Source organism: Paenibacillus sp. LS-5 (genome assembly GCF_056121505.1).
In genome coordinates, this window is the sequence record NZ_JBWAVA010000098.1 from 1 (window position 1) to 253 (window position 253).

Annotated in this window: 1 protein-coding gene; it reads right to left on the minus strand. The window is 32.4% G+C overall.

Going from position 1 to position 253, the window contains the following annotated elements; all coding sequences use genetic code 11:
* Positions 1–53 precede the first annotated feature (53 nt).
* On the minus strand, positions 54–253 hold a 200-nt coding region (locus AC0MA3_RS26620; RefSeq protein WP_474658365.1), incomplete at its 5' end, for a hypothetical protein.

Here is a 253-nt window from a genome sequence, read left to right on the forward strand (position 1 = left end):
ATGGATCCTATTGTTTTAGATGAAATCGATAAGCGATTATTAGGTCGATAGCCTTATCGATTTTCTCTCTTAACAAAAGCACGGATAAAGAAATAAATCCCTAAAATAATAATCAGTAAGGCAAAGAAATCTAACAGGGTAAAACCATCATATTCATTGAAATAGAATAGGGTTACGATTTCCATTTCAGGTGTTGCAGGATTTACAATTAAAAAAAAGCCTACGGTAATAAATAGAATGCCGATTGCAGCAT